Source organism: Corynebacterium sp. HMSC034H07 (genome assembly GCF_001815175.1).
In the GTDB taxonomy this organism is placed as follows: Bacteria; Actinomycetota; Actinomycetes; order Mycobacteriales; family Mycobacteriaceae; genus Corynebacterium; species Corynebacterium hiratae.
Genome location: NZ_KV819514.1, coordinates 1 through 949, shown reverse-complemented (window position 1 = coordinate 949; position 949 = coordinate 1). Strand labels below are relative to the sequence as shown.

The window sequence follows — 949 nt, the reverse complement described above, 5'->3', positions numbered from 1 at the left end:
GTCTGATGCTGAGACTTATGATCCGAAGGGCCAGGATCAGACTGTAAAGGTTGGTGAGACTCCGAAGGCTGAGGATTCGATTAAGAATCCTGGTGAGTTGCCGGAGAACACCAAGTTTGAGTTCAAGGATCCGGTTGATACTAAGACTGAGGGTGAGAAGGATGCCATTGTTGTGGTGACTTACCCGGATGGTTCGACTGATGAGGTTCCGGTGAAGATCACCGTCAAGGACGATTCCACTGTTGTTCCTCCAGAGGACGATGACCAGAAGGATACTGATGGTGATGGTCTGACCGACAAGGAAGAAGAGGAGCTCGGCACCGATCCGAATAAGGCTGATACCGATGGTGACGGTATCAATGACGGTGACGAGGTCACCGGCGACGGTAACAAGTTCGACGGTAAGCCAACCGATCCGAAGAACCCCGATACCGATGGTGACGGCGTCAACGATGGTGATGAAGTCAACCGGACAGACAAGGATGGCAACCCGGCTCCGACGGACCCGAATAACCCTGACACCGATGGTGATGGCATCAACGATGGGGACGAGAAGAAGGACGGTACGGATCCGACTTCCAAGGATTCCGATGGCGATGGCCTGACGGATGATAAGGAGAAGGAGCTTGGCACCGACCCGAATAACCCTGATACCGATGATGACGGTATCAACGACGGTGACGAGGTCACCGGCGACGGTAACAAGTTCGACGGTAAGCCAACCGATCCGAAGAACCCCGACACTGATGGTGATGGAGTCAACGATGGTTCCGAGGTGAATAACAAGGACAAGGATGGCGAGCCTGCGCCGACTGATCCGAATGACCCGAACTCCAAGCCGGGTGACAATGACCAGAAGGATACTGATGGTGATGGTCTGACTGACGAGCAGGAGAAGGAGCTTGGCACCGATCCGAACAAGGCTGACACTGATGGTGACGGTATCAAC

1 protein-coding gene is annotated in these 949 nt (G+C 54.1%); it reads left to right on the top strand.

All coding sequences use genetic code 11. The features are described from left to right. On the top strand, window positions 1-949 hold a 949-nt coding region (locus HMPREF3009_RS13670), incomplete at both ends, for a Rib/alpha-like domain-containing protein (RefSeq protein ID WP_255366819.1).